15 protein-coding genes are annotated in these 14,112 nt (G+C 54.7%); 9 read left to right on the top strand and 6 right to left on the bottom strand.

All coding sequences use genetic code 11. From position 1 onward, the window contains the following. Positions 1-73: 73 nt before the first annotated feature. Genes ltnD through ACKLKD_RS07500 form a run of 5 tightly spaced genes read left to right on the top strand, consistent with a single transcriptional unit; the run spans position 74 to position 5,073 of the window. Positions 74-976 carry an L-threonate dehydrogenase gene (gene ltnD / locus ACKLKD_RS07480; RefSeq protein WP_080897396.1) on the top strand — a complete coding sequence of 301 codons (903 nt, stop codon included), beginning with the start codon at positions 74-76 and terminating at the stop codon, positions 974-976. 11 nt (positions 977-987) lie between these two features. Further along, positions 988-2,253, top strand: a complete 1,266-nt coding sequence (otnK, locus tag ACKLKD_RS07485) for a 3-oxo-tetronate kinase (protein WP_080897397.1) — start codon at positions 988-990, stop codon at positions 2,251-2,253. Next, positions 2,246-2,866: an aldolase gene (locus ACKLKD_RS07490; RefSeq protein WP_025712244.1), complete on the top strand. Its 621-nt coding sequence runs from the start codon at positions 2,246-2,248 to the stop codon at positions 2,864-2,866. The genes otnK and ACKLKD_RS07490 overlap by 8 nt, the downstream gene beginning before the upstream one ends. A gap of 4 nt (positions 2,867-2,870) precedes the next feature. After that, entirely contained in the window at positions 2,871-3,653 is a 783-nt protein-coding gene (locus tag ACKLKD_RS07495) for an HPr family phosphocarrier protein (protein WP_025712245.1), read from the top strand. A 55-nt stretch (positions 3,654-3,708) separates the two neighbouring features. Then, positions 3,709-5,073: a GntP family transporter gene (locus tag ACKLKD_RS07500; RefSeq protein ID WP_080897398.1), complete on the top strand. Its 1,365-nt coding sequence runs from the start codon at positions 3,709-3,711 to the stop codon at positions 5,071-5,073. A gap of 43 nt (positions 5,074-5,116) precedes the next feature. Here ACKLKD_RS07500 and ACKLKD_RS07505 read toward each other — a convergent pair whose 3' ends face one another. Continuing rightward, a complete protein-coding gene (locus ACKLKD_RS07505) occupies positions 5,117-6,019 on the bottom strand; it encodes a helix-turn-helix domain-containing protein (RefSeq protein ID WP_080897399.1) in 903 nt (300 codons plus the stop codon). Between the two features lie 310 nt (positions 6,020-6,329). Here ACKLKD_RS07505 and kbvR point away from each other — a divergent pair, with 310 nt between their 5' ends. Next, positions 6,330-6,941 carry a LuxR family transcriptional regulator KbvR gene (kbvR, locus tag ACKLKD_RS07510; protein WP_025712248.1) on the top strand — a complete coding sequence of 204 codons (612 nt, stop codon included), beginning with the start codon at positions 6,330-6,332 and terminating at the stop codon, positions 6,939-6,941. Between the two features lie 30 nt (positions 6,942-6,971). Here kbvR and ACKLKD_RS07515 read toward each other — a convergent pair whose 3' ends face one another. Next, positions 6,972-7,139 carry a small membrane protein gene (locus tag ACKLKD_RS07515; protein ID WP_201758064.1) on the bottom strand — a complete coding sequence of 56 codons (168 nt, stop codon included), beginning with the start codon at positions 7,137-7,139 and terminating at the stop codon, positions 6,972-6,974. Positions 7,140-7,489: 350 nt separating this feature from the next. Here ACKLKD_RS07515 and ACKLKD_RS07520 point away from each other — a divergent pair, with 350 nt between their 5' ends. Next, positions 7,490-8,707 carry a diguanylate phosphodiesterase gene (locus ACKLKD_RS07520; protein ID WP_025712249.1) on the top strand — a complete coding sequence of 406 codons (1,218 nt, stop codon included), beginning with the start codon at positions 7,490-7,492 and terminating at the stop codon, positions 8,705-8,707. A 20-nt stretch (positions 8,708-8,727) separates the two neighbouring features. Here ACKLKD_RS07520 and ACKLKD_RS07525 read toward each other — a convergent pair whose 3' ends face one another. Together ACKLKD_RS07525 and ACKLKD_RS07530 are read right to left on the bottom strand one after the other, a co-directional pair. Continuing rightward, positions 8,728-9,240 carry a 2-oxo-tetronate isomerase gene (locus ACKLKD_RS07525; RefSeq protein ID WP_025712250.1) on the bottom strand — a complete coding sequence of 171 codons (513 nt, stop codon included), beginning with the start codon at positions 9,238-9,240 and terminating at the stop codon, positions 8,728-8,730. Between the two features lie 158 nt (positions 9,241-9,398). Then, positions 9,399-9,872 (bottom strand): Hsp20 family protein, encoded by a 474-nt coding sequence (locus tag ACKLKD_RS07530; RefSeq protein WP_042929297.1) that lies wholly within the window; start codon positions 9,870-9,872, stop codon positions 9,399-9,401. 491 nt (positions 9,873-10,363) lie between these two features. Between ACKLKD_RS07530 and ACKLKD_RS07535 the strand changes: the two genes are divergently transcribed. Next, positions 10,364-10,468: a YnaM/YnfT family protein gene (locus tag ACKLKD_RS07535; RefSeq protein WP_275763443.1), complete on the top strand. Its 105-nt coding sequence runs from the start codon at positions 10,364-10,366 to the stop codon at positions 10,466-10,468. Between the two features lie 421 nt (positions 10,469-10,889). After that, positions 10,890-11,519, top strand: coding sequence for a response regulator transcription factor (locus tag ACKLKD_RS07540; protein ID WP_080897401.1), 630 nt, complete (start codon positions 10,890-10,892; stop codon positions 11,517-11,519). On the opposite strand, the gene ACKLKD_RS07545 is transcribed toward ACKLKD_RS07540, so the two are convergent. After that, positions 11,516-11,638, bottom strand: a complete 123-nt coding sequence (locus ACKLKD_RS07545; protein WP_042929298.1) for a small membrane protein — start codon at positions 11,636-11,638, stop codon at positions 11,516-11,518. The genes ACKLKD_RS07540 and ACKLKD_RS07545 overlap by 4 nt on opposite strands. A gap of 335 nt (positions 11,639-11,973) precedes the next feature. Next, positions 11,974-14,019, bottom strand: coding sequence for a peptidyl-dipeptidase Dcp (gene dcp / locus ACKLKD_RS07550; protein WP_025712253.1), 2,046 nt, complete (start codon positions 14,017-14,019; stop codon positions 11,974-11,976). Between the last annotated feature and the right edge of the window lie 93 nt (positions 14,020-14,112).

Here is a 14,112-nt window from a genome sequence, read left to right on the forward strand (position 1 = left end):
ATAACTTCACATGATAACGCTTTATTCTATCATTAAATCACATTAATTAACGAATATTCACAAGGAGACCGTCATGACTGTACACACTAACGTCTGCGTGATTGGACTGGGTTCGATGGGCATGGGCGCCGCCCGCGCCTGCCTGCAGGCGGGCCTGAACACCTGGGGCGTTGACATCAACCCTGATAACTGGCGCGCACTGCTGGAAGCGGGCGCCAAAGACACGGGTCCCAGCGCGGTGCCTTTCGCCGCTGAACTGGATGCGGTCGTCCTGCTGGTGGTCAATGCCGCCCAGGTGCGAGGGATCCTGTTCGGCGAGAACGGCCTCGCCGCCCATCTGAAGCCGGGCACCGTCGTCATGGTGTCGTCCACCATCGCCTCTGCCGATGCCCAGGCGATTGCCACGGCGCTGGCGGAGTACCAGCTACTGATGCTCGACGCGCCGGTATCAGGCGGCGCAGTGAAAGCGGCCGCCGGCGACATGACGGTGATGGCTTCCGGGAGCGATGCCGCCTTTGCCCGCCTCGCACCGGTGCTGGACGCCGTGGCCGGCAAAGTCTATCGCATCGGGAGCGATATTGGCCTTGGATCGACGGTCAAAATTATTCATCAGCTGCTGGCCGGGGTGCATATCGCCGTTGCCGCCGAAGCGATGGCGCTGGCCGCCCGTGCCGGGATCCCGCTGGAGACGATGTACGACGTGGTGACCCATGCGGCGGGTAATTCCTGGATGTTTGAGAATCGCATGCCGCACGTCCTCGATGGCGATTACTCGCCAAAATCCGCCGTCGATATTTTTGTCAAAGATCTCGGCCTGGTAAATGACACCGCCCGGGCGCTGACCTTCCCGCTGCCCCTCGCCACCACCGCGCTGAATATGTTCACCGCCGCCAGCAATGCCGGATTCGGTCGGGAAGATGACAGCGCGGTGATCAAGATTTTCAACGGCATCACCCTGCCGGGCCACAAACAGTAAGGAGAGACAAGATGCAGCTTGGTGTCATTGCCGATGACTTCACCGGCGCCACGGATATTGCCAGCTTCCTCGTGCGTAACGGCATGCCGACGGTACAACTGAATGGCGTGCCGACCCGCGATCTTCCGCTGACCAGCGAGGCGGTGGTCATCAGCCTGAAAACCCGCTCATGCCCGGCGCAAAGCGCCGTTAGCCAGTCGCTGGCGGCCCTGCGCTGGCTGCAGGCGCAGGGCTGTCAGCAGTTTTATTTCAAGTACTGTTCCACGTTCGACAGCACTGCGGAGGGCAACATTGGCCCGGTGCTGGATGCCCTGCTGGCCGAGCTGGGTGAGACCAGGACGGTGATTTCCCCGGCGCTGCCGGTGAATGGCCGCACGGTCTATCAGGGATATCTGTTTGTCGGTCAGCAACTGCTGAATGAGTCCGGGATGCGCCACCATCCGGTGACGCCGATGGAGGATGCGCACCTGGGGCGCTTAATTGAACGCCAGGGGCGTGGAAAAGCGGCGCTGATTGCCTGGCCGATCGTCGACCAGGGGCCGCAGGCGGTCGCTGCCGAGCTGGCGGCAATCAGCGATCCGGCGGTGCGCTATGTGGTACTCGACGCCCTCCGTGAACAGGATTTGCTCACCCAGGGCGTGGCGCTACGGGAGGTGAAGCTGGTCTCCGGCGGCTCGGGTCTCGCCATCGGTCTCGCTCGCGACTGGGCGCAACGCCATGGCGCCCGCGGCGAGAGCGCTCACGCGGGCATGCCGCTGGCCGGCCCGGCGGTGGTGCTCTCGGGCTCCTGCTCGGTGATGACCAACAGCCAGGTGGCGGCCTACCGTGAACAGGCCCCCGCCCGCGCCGTCGACTTAAGCGCCTGCTTTACCGATCTGGAAAGCTATGTCGAGACCCTGACAGACTGGGTAGAGGCGAACCGCGATGCGCCGCTGGCGCCGATGGTCTATGCCACCACCGAGCCGCAAACGCTGCAGCGGATCCAGGCGCAGTATGGCGATAAGGCCAGCAGCGAACGGGTGGAACAGCTGTTTGCCGCCCTCGCTGCCGCCCTCAAGGCGAAAGGGTTTACCCGCTTTATTGTCGCCGGCGGGGAAACCTCGAGCATTGTGGCGCAGACGCTGGGCGTCGAGGCGTTTCATATCGGGCCGACGATCTCCCCAGGCGTTCCCTGGGTCCGCGACACCCGCCAGCCGCTCTCCCTGGCGCTGAAGTCAGGTAATTTTGGCGATATCCAGTTCTTTGCCCGTGCCCAGCAGGAGTTTCGTCATGACTGAGCAACAACTGCGAGAGGAAATGGTGCAGATTGGCGCCTCACTGTTTAACCGCGGCTATGCCACCGGCTCCGCCGGTAATCTGTCGCTGCTGCTGCCGGACGGCAATTTGCTGGCGACGCCGACCGGCTCCTGCCTGGGCGAACTGCAGGCGCAGCGGTTGTCGGTGGTGACGCTGCAGGGGGAATGGATCTCCGGCGACAAACCGTCGAAAGAGGTCACGTTTCACCGGGCGGTCTATTTGCATAACCCGGCCTGCAAAGCGATCGTCCACTTGCACAGCCACTACCTGACCGCGCTCTCCTGTCTGCAGGGGCTCGATCCGCACAACTGTATTCGCCCCTTTACCCCCTATGTGGTGATGCGCGTCGGCGACGTCCCGGTGGTTCCCTACTACCGACCGGGCGATGAGCGTATTGCCCAGGCGCTGGCCGGGCTGGCGCCGCACTATAACGCCTTTTTACTGGCTAACCACGGTCCGGTGGTCACCGGCTCATCGCTGCGCGAAGCCACCAACAATACCGAAGAGCTGGAAGAGACCGCGCGGCTGATGTTTACCCTCGGCAATCGCGAGATCCGTTACCTGACCGCTGACGAAGTGAATGAACTGAGATAACACTATGCCAAAATTCGCTGCAAATTTATCCATGCTGTTTACCGAACTGCCCTTCCTGGACCGCTTTGCCGCCGCTGCCGGCGCCGGTTTTGAAGCCGTCGAGTTTCTGTTTCCCTATGAGTATGCCGCCGGGGAAATCAGACAGCGCCTGCAGGAAAACCAGCTGCAGCTGGTACTGTTCAATACCCCACCCGGCGACGTCAACGCCGGAGAATGGGGTCTCGCCGCCCTCCCCGGAAGAAGCGCGGAGGCCCGGCGCGATATCGAGCTGGCGCTGGAGTATGCCCGCGAGCTCGATTGCCCGCAGGTGCATATCATGGCCGGCGTGGTACCGCCGGGAATGGATCGCGCGGCCTGCGAGGCGGTGCTGATCGATAATCTGCGCTACGCGGCGGAGTGCTTTGCCCGCCACGACAAGCGGATACTTATCGAAGCGCTGAATCCCCAGACCAAACCGGGCTATCTCTATCACAGCCAATATCAAACGCTGGAGATGATGAAGCGGGTCGACAGGCCGAACCTGGCGGTGCAGTTAGATCTGTTTCACGCGCAGAAAGTGGACGGCAATTTAAGCCATCTTATTACCGAATATGCTGGCCAGTATCGCCATATTCAGATTGCCTCTTTACCGGACCGTCATGAACCGGATGAGGGCGAAATTAATTATCCGTGGATCTATGCACTACTGGATAAAACTGGTTATGACGGCTGGATCGGCTGCGAATATATTCCCCGGGCGGACACGCTTTCCGGACTGGGATGGTTCTCGCCTTACCGCAAAAAATAAAGCCGTTTAATAAAAAATATCTCTCTGTACACCTGTTAATACCCGAGGCAAACCTATGTCGACATCGGCGCTGTTACTTATTGCGTTAGCCAGCGTAGTGCTGTTGCTCCTGCTGGTGATTAAAGCGAAAGCGCATCCTTTTGTGGCGCTCCTGATCGTCAGCCTGCTGGTGGCGTTCGCCACCGGCATTCCGGCGGATAAAATTATTACGACAATCGAAAAAGGTATGGGTGGCCTGCTCGGCCACATTGCCAGCATTATTATTTTAGGATCAATGCTGGGGGTGCTGATTGAAATTTCCGGCGGCGCCGAATCGCTGGCGAAAACATTAACCGGCGTGCTGGGCTCTAAACGGACGATTGCCGCCTTAACCATCGTGGCTTTTATTCTCGGCACCCCGGTCTTTTTTGAAGTCGGTTTTATTATCATCATTCCGTTAATTTACGGCTTCAGCAAAGTCGCCCATCTGTCGCCGCTGAAGTTTGGTCTGCCGATGGCCGGCGTGATGCTAACCGTCCACGTGGCGCTGCCCACCCACCCTGGCGCAGCGGCCGCGGCAGGCATTCTGCATAGCGATGTCGGCTGGCTGATGCTGGCGGGGATTGGTGTATCGATAGTCGTCGGTATCGTGGGCTATTTTGTCGCCCGGTTTATCAATCGACGCCATTATCATCTGTCGATTAATGTGCTGGAGCAGCAGCAAACGGCTGAAGTGCCCGACCTCTCCGTTAACGCGCAACAGACCCGTCTGCCACCGCCGAATGCGCTGGTTATCGGCGGCCTGATCGTGGTGCCTATCGTGCTGATTGTTTCCGGGACGTTGTGTCAGGCGCTGTTGCTGCCGGAAAACGCGGTGCGCCAGCTGATGACCGTCATTGGAACCCCGCCGGTCGCTCTGCTGATCTCCCTGGGACTGGCCAGCTGGACGCTGGGCATTCGTCGGCGGATGAGCCTGAAAAAGCTGGGCGACGTCACCGGCAGCGCGATCCCCTCCTCGGCGGATGTAATCCTTGTTGCCGGGGCCGGCGGCGCCTTTGGCGGCGTGCTGGTCGCCTCCGGCATCGGCAATGCCTTAGCCGAGGCGCTGGAGACCATTCATCTGCCGCTGATGCCCGCCGCTTTCCTGCTCTCGCTGGTACTTCGGGCCTCGCAGGGGTCGGCCACCGTGGCGATCCTCACCACCTCCGGTCTGCTATCGCAGGCGGTTATCGGGCTGGCCCCGATTCAGCTGGTGCTGGTGACGCTGGCGACCTGCTTCGGCTCACTCGGGTTGTCGCACGTTAACGATGCTGGTTTCTGGGTGGTCACGCGCTATCTTGGCCTCTCCGTTCCGGACGGGCTCAAAACCTGGACCGTGTTGACGACCATCATGGGAGTGACGGGCTTTCTGATCACCTGGCTGCTGTGGTTTGTACTGTGATATTCGCGAAGGTGGCCGCCAGGCCACCTTTATTTGTCATTTGTCAGTTACCGGGACGCTGGCAGGCTGTCACCTCACCAGACAGCGTCACCGGGATAAAATAGCGTACGCGATAGCGCCTTTCCGCCGCGGGTCCACCTTCCGTATGGCGCTCCACAAAACATTCAATATCGACCCCCTCTCGTCGGCTTGCTCCCAGCGCTGGCAACAACTCCATATACAGATCGTTGGATAATCGGGCGTAGCGCGCCCAACTGCCGTAAAATTCGACGCCAACATACAGCCCGGACCTTGTCGTCAGCGTGCTGCTCATCTTCAGCGCAGGCAGCGCCTCTCGCTGCAGATGACAACCGACAAAGGCGTTAACCTCGACGTTAAGCTCATTGTTTCTCGCCGCATAATAATCGGATAACACAGAGAGGCTGTCTCCGCCGGCGGTAAAAAAGCGGTCAATCTTTTGTCTGACAGCCGTCTTCGAGGGGCTTTGCAATACCATATCCGACAGGCGCAGTTCATACGTCATTGAAGAGCCACGATAGACCCTTTCAGGCAGCGAACAGAAACGGGCCAGAGGCAGGCTCTCTCCCTCGGGGTCGAATTTCTTTAACAGCAAAGCCGTGTCCCAATGCACAGCGCATCGGTATTCCCGAGGCGAGAGCGAGAAGCGCTTCTTAAACTCCCGGGAAAAGGTTTGCGGCGAGTCATAGCTTAACTGCCAGGCAATGGCGGCGATCGGCTGCCGTGTTAATCGCAAACTTACCGCCGCGATAGTCAACCGCCGTAGTCGGATATACTGTCCGATAGGTAACTGGCCATACTGATAAAACACCTCATAGACAAACCGACGCGAATAGCCCATATACTGCGCCAGGTCATCGATAGCCGGGTTACAGTAGATATTATCCTCGAGCCACGCCAGCATTTTTAAATAGAGCATCTGCTTCATAAGTACCGCATACTTCCTGTATTCTTGTCCTCCGCTAATTTTAGCAACAGGTGGTAGCCCGCACTAAGCTTTTTATGCATCGCAAAAATAAAAAAACAAGAAACCACTTAAAATACCGGCATATATATGCTTAACGTTTTGTTTATTAGGAATTTTCGCATGCCAATATACCATTATCTTACTTTCCTCGCCAGATATTGCATTAATGAAAAACATCCCTTAGATTACCTCGGCTAAAAATAGTCTTTGCATCATCATTATATTCTTTAATTTATCCTGACATGTTATTTAATGCCCACAGGGAAGTTATATGACTTATTTTTTGTTCAATATAAAAAATCACTATTTGCGGATCGCTATTGCGGAACTAATTGATGAAGCGATGAAGGCCTCCGGGCGGCCAGACTATCAGTTTTCTCAACAATGGGATGCAGGATCGATGGCGCAAGCTGATGTGGTATTCACGGAAATGGTCGCAGGTGAATGGTACCTGTGTCATGATCTTTTTCAGCATGCCCCAGAACAATACTCGCTTTTTATTTTCCCGGACAATGAACACATTACCGTCGAAGAGGGTTTACCCAACTGTCTACGGCATGCGGTGTTTATGCCCCCTCACGCTTGCGTTCAGCGTCTAAAAGATGAGATAGCTCACGCAATTGAGCGTCCTCTGCTATCGCGGCAAGACCAGACGTTCAATCGCCTGCGGCGTTGCATTAATTGCGCGTGTAAGTCGGTCAGCGACGCGCAAACCAAAGTTATTTACGCGTTTAGTATTGGCCTAAGTCCGCATGAAGTCGCCGCTGCGCTAAAAATTAGTCACAAAACGATTCATTCGCATAAAAAGAATATTATGAGTAAGTTTAATTTGAATAGCCGCCAGCAATTTAACAATCTTGTGCAATTACTCACCAGACGCTGATACGAATCGTTAGTTTATCCCATTCACAGGTCATCGTTTGGAACGGAAGACGTATCGTCTCTTACGTCTTTCCTTTATATAAGAAATACCTTTACATAAAGAAGTAATGGGACATAAAACAAGGCGCAAAATAATAAAAAGATCGCTCCCGTCAGTCCTGATAAAATAATTTAATTTAGACTGATAATATTCACTCAATTTTATTCAGGCAAGACCAACACCACTTTTTGAGAGCGAGAAATACTATGGTAGGATAATTCCTAGTGGCGGATTTTAAGTAGCAAATTAAAACGCTGCACCAGTACTTCAGAAGGGGAATGAGAGGCCTGTGAGGGCCTTTTTCCATTGAGGATGAGAAAAAGATAGCTAAATATATGATTCCCTGTAGAGTGAAGGGAATCACAAAGTGAAGCTCCCGTTCCGCGTAGCGGACATCACGGTTGGTTGAATGTCGGAAAATGCAGGCTTCCCTCTCCGAGGTCAGGCCATACCTCCCTGTTAACGCGCTGTACAAGCCATTATACCTTGCTACAGTGACCGGAATAACTATGCTAACCACCCTGATTTACCGCAGCCAGGTTGATCCTGCACTCCCGCTCGTCGATCTCGATGCCCTTATCCTTCACGCCAGCGCCAAAAATTTACCCCTGGGGATCACCGGCATTTTACTTTTTAATGGCCTGCAGTTCTTCCAGGTACTGGAAGGGCACGAGGAGAGCCTTGAGGCGTTATTCAGTGAAATACAACACGACTCGCGCCATCGTGACGTGGTGGAGCTCATGCGCGACTACTCGGCCTATCGCCGCTTCCTGAACGTTGGGATGCACAAGCTGGATCTTCGCGATTACGCAAACGATGCCGCGCTGGAGGAAATCCTGCGCTTTAGCTCGTTCGGCGAATCCGAACCGGTCAATGACCGTATGTTCAGGCTGATAAGCGCCTTTATCGCCGATGGCGGACGCTATTGTCTGCCCGACGCCTTGCAGCCCTCTCGCTGGACGATGATGCCCTCCTCTACCACCGTGCCGCCGCGCAATCTTCCCGGTCAACCCTGCCAGTTTGCGCTGCAGGCGATTGTTGAGCCGGCTAAAAAAAGGGTCTCTTCCTATGAGGCGCTGATCCGCAGCCCAACCGGGGGTTCGCCGGTGGAAATGTTTGCCGCCGTCCCTGCGGAGGATCGGTACCGGTTTGATCTGGAGAGCAAGGCCTTTGCTTTTTCTCTCGCCGGCCAGTTGCCGCTCGGCAAGCAGCAACTGGCGATCAACCTGTTGCCCGGGTCGCTGTATAACCATCCTGACGCGGTAGGCTGGCTTATGGACAGTCTGCAGGCTGCGGGTCTCAGACCGAATCAGGTACTGATTGAGGTCACCGAGACAGAAGTTATCTCCTGCTTCGATCAGTTCCGTAAGGTGCTGAAAGCGCTGCGCGTTGCTGGCATGAGAGTGGCCATCGATGACTTTGGCGCAGGCTATTCCGGGCTGTCGCTACTGACCCGCTTTCAGCCTGATAAAATCAAAGTAGATGCAGATCTGGTGCGCAATATTCATATCAGTGGCACTAAACAGGCGATCGTCGCCTCGGTGGTCCGTTGCTGCGAGGATCTGGGTATTACCGTCGTCGCCGAGGGCGTCGAAACCCTCGAAGAGTGGTGCTGGCTGCAGTCGGTCGGCATTCGCCTGTTTCAGGGGTTTCTCTTCTCGCGACCGTGTCTTAACGGTATCGGAGACATTCACTGGCCGGTGGCGCGCCAGACCACCGACCTGTAAGGTCGACGGGCCGGGGCGCTTCACTGCCAGTGGGGAAGCTTTTCACCCAGCGCTGACAGGGCGTAACGCACTGCCTGCGCCAACACCGCCTCGCAGTCGCCGGCAAAGCACATCCTTTTGGTTTCAGTCTGGCCGCGAAAATTCCACGCGAACCATACGGTACCAGCGGGAGTACCATCTTCTCCTCCTTCCGGGCCGGCATAGCCGCTAATGGCGATAGCAATATCGGCCCTGGCAATCTCCAGAATACCGGCGGACATCTCCTTGACGCAGGCTTCGCTGACGGCGCTGTGGACTGCCAGCGTTTCCTCACGAACCTGCAGCACATGACGCTTGGCCTCATCGCTAAAGGTCACGACGCCGGTATCATAAAAGGCCGCAGTATCCGCCTGCGCACAGAGCGCGGCCGCCAGATTACCCCCGGTGCAGGATTCCGCTGTCGTCAGTCGCCATCCGCGCGCGATCAGCGCCTGGGCCACTTCTGCCGTCAGCGCCTGGGTGGTTTTCAGATAGTCTCCGTTCTCGTCAGTCATTGTGAGTCCTCACCGCCAGTAACAGGAATAAAAGCCTTACAGCGTCAGTAAACAGAATAGCATACGGGGTTTCTCCTCCCCTGGCAGGCCGCACTCCCCATAAAAAAGGCCCGCAACACCGCGGGCCTTGACAGTATTTACCCAACGCAAACAGCGAATCATACCTTGTGTTCAATCACCCGGCCCTGATTCTCGATGGCGATTTTGCGCGGTTTTTCACTCTCAGGGATCTCCTGGTGAATGGCTATTTTTAAGATCCCCTTATCCAGCTGCGCCTGATTGATCTGGGCATGCTCAGGAAGAGAGAAACTGAGCTGGAAATTAGCGCGGCGGATGCCTTTATAAATCCAGCGTTCACCGCTGTCTGTCGAGGGTTCAGTTTCCTGGCGTTTGCCGGAAATATGCAGATTGCCCCCAACGGTTTCTATTTCCAGCTCCTCGTCTTTCCAGCCAGGCACGCTGACGCTGAGCAGGAAATTGCTGTCATCGACTTTCTGTAAATCATAAGCCGGTAATGTACCCACCGGCGTGTCGCCTGTTAACTGGCTGAAAAGGCGATCAATGCGGTTAAAACGATCGGCAAAAAGAGAATCAGCAAAAACGGGGAGTGCTGACAAGGTTTTGAGTGCCATAATTAACCTCCTGAATATCCATTCAAAAGCTCAACATAAAGGCAAGCATTGCTTGTCCGCTATATAAAATAATATCCATTGGGCATTTTTCAAGGGCGGAAATAAAAATTTTTCTTTCCAGCGACGTGGCTATATACACCACGCCCTGAAATAACCCCCGCCGGACGGCGGGGGCGTTAGCGCTTCTGCATCCCATAACTGATGCTGTTTAACATTCAATAAACAGAAGCGACATGTATATATAATCTGTCGGGGGTATTGTCAACAACCCGAGCGCCACACGCTACAGGCCCCCAGCGCCTCTGTGCCAGTACCAGAGCAGCGTCGTACAAACGTCGGCCACTTACATCGCCGAACGAAGGTGCATTGCCTCCATTGACCGGGTGCCCGGCCTGCCTGGACCACTGGTGGAAATATAGCTGCAGCAGGAAGGAACCTTTCTTGTGAGCCCGTGCCTAACAGAATGCATACGCACTCATTGAGGTCTCATTATGATCGGCATTTTTATCACCACCAGTCTGTTCGCCCTCCTCGCGTCGATGTTGTTCGGCCTGGGAATGGTGTGGAAAAGCGTCTCGAACAACCCGGATAACTGATCCTTTGGCACGCCGTTGCCATCCCTCTTCTGCAGCGGCGAAACATGTTCTCTCCCCGTAATAACCACCACACGCCTTATTCTGGCAACGCTGACTCAGGAAGCATGGTTGTACCTTTTTTTTCTGAAAAAACAATTCATATAGTGAATGTATTGCTTGAATTAATCTATCAGGACCTAAAATTAATGTGCGCTGAATAAGCAATTTAAGCAGTTTGTGCCAAACTATTGAAAACCTAAACATAACAATGACTCACAACCCTATGATTCAAAAAGAATAATTATAATAATTGAACAACAGGTCCAAAATTGGACTTGTTGCTTTTGCTGTGTATTAGAAATATCCTAATCCCATATCCATAAAGCACGCCTGCTGGGAAATTAGCTCATCAACATTTATTGACTTTGTGTCTACCACCACTATGCCTGATTTTTTAATTAACACTGAGAATATTTTCCTGAAACGAGGGGTTTGCGAACTTCTTCTCGAAATCGCCAATGAAGAGAATATTTGCACTCCCTTTTTACTGCACGCCTACAGCCCTGACACCATTAATCTGGTTGATATGTTGTTTACTGAAATGGAAAGCGGCGAGCATTATCTATGCCACCCATTATTCAAGAAAACTCCTCGTCAGAGCCGTATTTTCATTTTTGTTTCCAAAACCGAACTTGTACGCGCTGACCGGCTACCGCTTTGTCTGCAGAATGCGACTTTTATCAATAAAAATACCGATCTACACAGTCTTAAAAAGCTGATCGCTTATCGTCTGGCGGAGTTAATCAGGCCCAAAATTATCGAATCGGAACCAGACAGCCGCCGCTGTCTTAAATGCCCGAGGTTAACATTGACCAAGTCACAGCTTTTTATTATCGACGCGATAAATACGGGAATGAGCAACCAGCAGATAGCGCAAGAGCTGGGTATCAGCCACAAAACGGTATTTTCACATAAAATTAATATAATGAAAAAATTCCAAATCGACACCAGGCAAGAGCTTGCGATATTTTCATCCGTCGCCCATGCGCTATCCTCGGGCAGAAACCGCTAACGACGGGTTTTGTTAAACCGCATCTTCAGTTTTCTTCGCTCCTTAACATATGAAAGGCCAAAAAATAATGATATTAACAACAGCACCACAGTGAGAACTAATAACAGAAAATTACTCATGCATGACCTTTCCAAAGATAAAGATACTGCAGAGATAATAAGGGGTATAAGTTTTCAAAAACAACCCGACGCCATGCCTTTAAGATAAAGGTAAAGCCTTGTAGGATAATTCCGAATGTTAATAAAATAACTGACATTATTTTTAGCTTTCGGCGGCTGTTTGAGGTCTTAAAAATTAATCGTAAAATGCGTTAAATCAGACGTAACGCTAAAAGCTAAGCGATAAAGCCACCGTGACACGACGGATAGCGCCACTCTGGCGAAAACACCGCTGCCGAAGGTAGACCTGTCGGCGAGCGGTGTTGCTGCAGATTACATTTCAGGCGTAAATCCCGCTACGCGCTCAACCCGCGGTTTTTCAGCATCGGTTCAATTTGCGGATCGTGCCCGCGCCACTGGCGATAAAGTTCCGCTAAATCAGTACTGTTTCCGCGTGACAAAATCGCGTCGCGGAAACGCTGGCCGTTCTCGCGGGTCAATCCCCCCTGCTCCACGAACCACTGATAACCATCGTCGGCCAGCATCTGCGTCCACAGATAGGCGTAATAGCCAGCCGCATAGCCGCCGCCGAAGATGTGAGAGAAGTAGCTGCTGCGATAGCGCGGGGGTACTGCCGCCAGATCCAGCTGTTCATCCCGCAATATCTTCTGCTCAAACGCGTCGACGTCTTCCGGTAACGCCGAGGTCGACAGGCTATGCCAGCGCATATCAAGCAGTGCGGCAGCCAACAGTTCGCTCATGTCGTACCCTTTATTGAAAGTGGCGGTACGCAGCATATTGTCGCGCAGCGCCTCCGGCATCGGTTCACCGGACTGATAGTGCTTCGCATAATGAGCAAACACCTGCGGCTGGCTGGCCCAGTGTTCGAAGATCTGTGACGGAAACTCGACAAAATCCCGCGGGGTATTGGTTCCGGCAAGGCTGGCGTAGCGCTGGCTGGCAAACAGCCCGTGCAGGGTATGACCAAATTCATGGAACAGGGTGATCACCTCATCCCAGGACAGTAGCGCGCTCTGCCCGGTCTGCGGCCGGGCGTAATTGCACACATTGTAGATAACCGGTCGCTGCTCTTGCAGGGTCGACTGCTCGACAAACACATCCATCCACGCGCCACCGCTTTTTGAATCCCGCGCATAATAGTCGCCGTAAAACAGCGCCATACCTTCACCGTTACAATCGAAGATCTCCCAGACCCGCACATCCGGGTGATAAACCGGGATATCGAAGCGCTCGACAAAGCGGATACCAAAGAGCCGGGAGGCCGTCCAGAATACCCCGTCATGCAATACGCGCTCGAGGGAGAAATAAGGTTTTAGCTGCGCGTCATCGATGGCGAAGGCGGCCCGACGCACCTGCTCGCTGTAATAAAGCCAGTCCCATGCCTGTGCGTCAAACTCGCCACCTTCGTTGTCGATAACCTGCTGGATGTCCGCCAGCTCGCGTTCCGCCCTCGCCCGCGCCGCCGGCGCGATCCGGCGCATAAAGGTCAATGCCTCTGCCGGGGAAGCCGCCATTTGATCGGTCAGCGCCCAGCTGGCGTAATCGGCCGCCCCCAGCAGCTCCGCCTGCTGCGCGCGGATCGCCGCCAGTCGCAGCACCAGGCCACGGGTATCATGCTCATCGCCCTGCTGATTGCGGGTCCAGCCGGCGTTAAAGAGGTTCTCCCGCGTTTGCCGGTCGCGCAGCGAAAGCAGTAGCGGCTGCTGGGTGGTATTGGTCAGCGTCAACAACCAGCGGTCGCTGAGCCCTCTTTCCCGCGCTGCGTCTGCCGCCGCCGCCATCTCCTCTTCGGTCAGGCCATCCAGTTGATGCCGGTAATCAACGACCAAGCCGCCGCTTTTAGCCGCTCCCAGCAGTCGCTGCTGGAACTGGCTTTGCAGCGTGGCCGCTTCGGTATTCAGCGTGCGTAGTACCGCCTTTTGCCCGGGCGTCAGCGTCGCCCCGGCGTGAACAAAACGGTGCCATGTCTGGGTCAGAAGACGGTGGGATTCGCTATCCAGCGTCAGCGCATCGCGCTGCTGGTAGACGGTATTGACTCGTTGAAATAAGGCCTCGTTAAGCCAGATGTCGTTTCCCAGCTCGGCAAGCTCGGCGGAAAATTGTTCATCCAGAGACTGAATAAACGGATTGGTATGGGCGCCGGCCATGGCGAAAAACACTCGCGTAACCCGCGCCAGCAATTGCCCGCTCTGCTCCAATGCCTCAAGCGTATTGGCAAAATTTGCCGGCTGTGGATTGTCGATAATAGCGCGGATCTCGGCGCGCTGCTGGCGGACGCCCTCATCAAATGCCGGACGATAGTGACTGTCCTGGATCAGATCAAACGGCGGCGCCTGGTAAGGCAATAAACTGACGCTCAGAAAGGGGTTACGCTCAGACATCTTTTTCTCCTGCACAGGCTAATTCTGTAAGATTAGGCTTCTCCTTAAGGGGTCGCAATGATTTCCGTTACCGGTCGCCGTCTGCGCGTGCTA

This window comes from Klebsiella sp. 10982, from assembly GCF_048589245.1.
In the GTDB taxonomy this organism is placed as follows: Bacteria; Pseudomonadota; Gammaproteobacteria; order Enterobacterales; family Enterobacteriaceae; genus Klebsiella; species Klebsiella quasivariicola.

Bases quoted from the DNA above. Each gene is read 5' to 3' on its own strand.
- ltnD (WP_080897396.1), top strand. From the start codon at position 74: ATGACTGTACACACTAACGTCTGCGTGATTGGACTGGGTTCGATGGGC.
- otnK (WP_080897397.1), top strand. From the start codon at position 988: ATGCAGCTTGGTGTCATTGCCGATGACTTCACCGGCGCCACGGATATT.
- ACKLKD_RS07490 (WP_025712244.1), top strand. From the start codon at position 2,246: ATGACTGAGCAACAACTGCGAGAGGAAATGGTGCAGATTGGCGCCTCA.
- ACKLKD_RS07495 (WP_025712245.1), top strand. From the start codon at position 2,871: ATGCCAAAATTCGCTGCAAATTTATCCATGCTGTTTACCGAACTGCCC.
- ACKLKD_RS07500 (WP_080897398.1), top strand. From the start codon at position 3,709: ATGTCGACATCGGCGCTGTTACTTATTGCGTTAGCCAGCGTAGTGCTG.
- ACKLKD_RS07505 (WP_080897399.1), bottom strand. From the start codon at position 6,019: ATGAAGCAGATGCTCTATTTAAAAATGCTGGCGTGGCTCGAGGATAAT.
- kbvR (WP_025712248.1), top strand. From the start codon at position 6,330: ATGACTTATTTTTTGTTCAATATAAAAAATCACTATTTGCGGATCGCT.
- ACKLKD_RS07520 (WP_025712249.1), top strand. From the start codon at position 7,490: ATGCTAACCACCCTGATTTACCGCAGCCAGGTTGATCCTGCACTCCCG.
- ACKLKD_RS07525 (WP_025712250.1), bottom strand. From the start codon at position 9,240: ATGACTGACGAGAACGGAGACTATCTGAAAACCACCCAGGCGCTGACG.
- ACKLKD_RS07530 (WP_042929297.1), bottom strand. From the start codon at position 9,872: ATGGCACTCAAAACCTTGTCAGCACTCCCCGTTTTTGCTGATTCTCTT.
- ACKLKD_RS07535 (WP_275763443.1), top strand. From the start codon at position 10,364: ATGATCGGCATTTTTATCACCACCAGTCTGTTCGCCCTCCTCGCGTCG.
- ACKLKD_RS07540 (WP_080897401.1), top strand. From the start codon at position 10,890: ATGCCTGATTTTTTAATTAACACTGAGAATATTTTCCTGAAACGAGGG.
- ACKLKD_RS07545 (WP_042929298.1), bottom strand. From the start codon at position 11,638: ATGAGTAATTTTCTGTTATTAGTTCTCACTGTGGTGCTGTTGTTAATA.
- dcp (WP_025712253.1), bottom strand. From the start codon at position 14,019: ATGTCTGAGCGTAACCCCTTTCTGAGCGTCAGTTTATTGCCTTACCAG.